The sequence below is a fragment of the Stenotrophomonas sp. 05L44_2 genome (assembly GCF_056665995.1).
The window spans coordinates 1-3,057 of record NZ_JBFTNR010000513.1 but is presented as its reverse complement, the minus strand read 5'-3'; the positions used below and the strand labels follow the sequence as shown (position 1 = coordinate 3,057).

Genomic DNA, 3,057 nt, shown 5'->3' with positions numbered 1-3,057 from the left:
CACAACCTCCGGCGGGGTCACGAAATCGGTATAGATCGGATTCTTCTCGTAATCCCAGCGCAGGCCGATGTTCAGCTGCAGGTGGTCGTTGACCTGCCAGTCATCCTGGATGAACAGACCGATCTGCTTGACCTTGGCGCGCACTTCAGACTGCACGCCGGTGACACCGGTGCTGGCCTTGGTGAACTGCGCCTTGTACGGGGTGCTGGACGGGAAGGCGGGGTTGTCGATGGTGTAGGAGAACTGCGGATTGATCTGCGCCGCGTCGGAGGCGTACAGATCGATCTGCTTGTACTTGGCACCCATCTTGATGGTGTGGTCACCGGCCCACTGCAGACCATCGAGGGTCAGGTTGTCCTCGATCGCCCAGCCCTTCTGGCCCTTCACCTGCGAGGCGAAGGCATCGGCCGCGCCGACCTGGACGAGGGTCTTCTCCTGCGGACGGTTGGCGTCGGAGTCACCGAAATCCGGCGCGGTGTAGATGATGCCGTTGCCGTAGTTCAACGGCAGCGGGTTGTTGAAGGCTTCCTCGTGGGTCACCATCAACTCGTTGTAGAAGCGCTCACCGCTGTGGTTCCAGCGCAGGGCGTAACGGCGGTCGGTGTTGTCCACGACCTTGCCGTGCACCTTGGCGGTCTGGCCACTGAACTGCTGCTGGGTTTCGTCGCGGTCCTGGAAGGTCAGTTCGATGCGATCGTTGTCGGTCGGCTCGAAGTCGATCTTGGCGAAGATCAGGTCCTGCTGGAACGGCTGGCTGGCCGGGCCGAGGCCGGCGGCGCCGTCAGCCGGCAGGTTGGCGGCCGAGGGGGTCACTGCGCCGTCCGGGGCGATGGTCACCGGCAGGTCGAAGCGCTTGGCTTCATAGGTCACGAAGAAGTGGGCCTTGTCCTGGATGATCGGGCCGCCCAGGGCGAAACCGTATTCCTTCTCTGCCGACTCTTCCTTGCTCTTGCCCGGCTGGCGCTCGGCCGGGGTCATCGCACGCATGCTGTCGTTGGTGTAACGGTAGAAGGTTTCACCCTTGAACTCGTTGGTACCGGACTTGGTCGCTGCAGTGATCGCGGCACTGGAAACCTGGCCGTACTCGGCCTTGTAGTTGCCGGTGATGACTTTGTACTCGCCGATGGCCAGCTGCGGGAACGGATTGCCGGCGCTGCCGGACTGGCCGGAGATACCACCGCCCTTGACGTAGCTCTTCTGGCCCACGCCGTCGATGTAGACGTTGGTGCCGTCGGAGTTGGTGGCACCGCCGCGCAGCGAGGTGTTGCCCTTGGCATCGCGGGTGAAGATCATGCCCGGCACGGCGTCGGCGAACTCCAGGAAGTTGCGCGACACCTGCGGGGTGGTCTGGATCTGCTGCAGGCTGACAGTCTTGCCGACTTCGGAGGTGCGCACTTCCTGCAGCAGGGTCGGCGCGACGACGTTGACGGTGTCCAGGTTGGTGGCGGCGGTCGTGCCGGTGCCACCAGCAGCCGCCTCGCTGAAGTTCAGCGTCGCGGTCGAAGCGACGGTAACGGTGATCTTCTGGGTCTGGCCGTTGGCAACGACATTGTAGGTGCCCGGGTCCAGGCCCATCAGCGAATAGCTGCCGTCGGCGCGCACGGTGCCGCGACGCACGGTACCGGTGGCGACGTTGGTGGCGGTGACTTCGGCACCGGCCTGCGCGCCGGAGACCTGGCCTCGCAGGCTGGCGTTGGCCGACTGCGCCATGACGTTCGGGGCGGCGGCCAGCATCAGGCAGCTGACCAGTGCGGTGCTCAGCAGCCGGCGCGCCGGCGTGCGGATAGTGGAATGCATCATCAACTCAATCTCCGGGTGGCGGTGACCGCTTGCGCGGCACCTGCGATCAATCAAAAAAGAAGGAACGCCTCTGGCTTCAATGGCCGGATGGCGGAGTGGTGGAATCGCGAACAATCAGGCGCGGGACCAGGGTCTGCTTGTCCCCTGTCCCATCCGTGGAGGTGCCGTCCATCAACTGCAACAAGCGCGACATCGCCCGATCGCCCAGTTCAGCGATGCTGACCTGCATGGTGGTCAGCGACGGGTGGACGAAACGCGCAAGCGGAATGTCATCGAAACCGGCCAGGGCGACGTCGGATGGCACATGGACACCTGCCTGCGCGAAGGCATACAGGCAACCCAGGGCCATCATGTCGTTGGCGGCGAATACGGCATCGGGCAGCGTGCCGGCTGCCAGCAACTCCTGACCGGCGCGATGGCCGGAAGCTTCGTCGAAATCACCGGGCAACTCGATGCCTTCGGCGCCACTGCCAAACGCCGCCAGCGCGTCACGGAAGCCGCGCAGGCGCTCGCGCGCGTCGAAGTTGAGGTCCGGGCCAGAAATGAATGCAATGCGCCGATGGCCGGCATCGAGCAGGTGGCGGGTCATCGCCATCGCCCCTGCATGGTCATCGATGCTCAACACCGGATGGTCCTGCCCAGGCAGGTAGGTGTTGATGAGTACCGTCGGCAATGCCTGCGGCAGGTTGTCGGTCAGGAACCCGGGGCTCTCGGCATAGGGCGAGAGCACCAGCAGACCGTCGACCCGGCCGCGCATGGCACGCAGGGCTGCGCCTTGCTGCTCCTGGTCGCCGTGATAGCTCGACACCAGCAGGTGCTGGCGCCGGCTGCGGGCGACGTTGTCGATGCCACGCATCAGTTCGGAGAAGAATTCGCCGTACAGGTCCGGAAGCACCACGCCCACCGTATTGGTGCGGCGGCTGCTCAGGCTGCGAGCGGCGGCATGCGGGGTGTAACGCAGCCGTGCGGCCACCTCCAGCACAAGCTGGCGGACCGGTTCGGCGACATTTTCATGCCCGTTGAGCGCGCGCGAAACGGTGGCCACAGAGACCTTGGCTTCACGGGCGACGTCTTTGATTGTTATGGCTGCCTTGTTCACGAAGCCGCCCTCCACGGCTTGGACCTACCAGCATTGGCGCGGAATGTAAGCGTTTCCATCTGCGCTTGTAAACAGTCCGTTAGGCGAATGTCCCTAAACGGACACAGAAATCTGTCCGTGGCAGGCCCCTCGACGGACCTGCCAGGACAGCCCGGGAC

Annotated in this window: 2 protein-coding genes; both read right to left on the bottom strand. The window is 64.4% G+C overall.

All coding sequences use genetic code 11. The features are described from left to right. Nucleotides 1–1,800, bottom strand: a 1,800-nt coding sequence (locus AC1VAN_RS16660; RefSeq protein WP_480986231.1) for a TonB-dependent receptor, incomplete at its 3' end; no start/stop codon positions are given. A 76-nt stretch (nucleotides 1,801–1,876) separates the two neighbouring features. After that, complete coding sequence (locus AC1VAN_RS16655; RefSeq protein ID WP_033831551.1) at nucleotides 1,877–2,914, bottom strand: LacI family DNA-binding transcriptional regulator; 1,038 nt, start codon at nucleotides 2,912–2,914, stop codon at nucleotides 1,877–1,879. Nucleotides 2,915–3,057 lie beyond the last annotated feature (143 nt).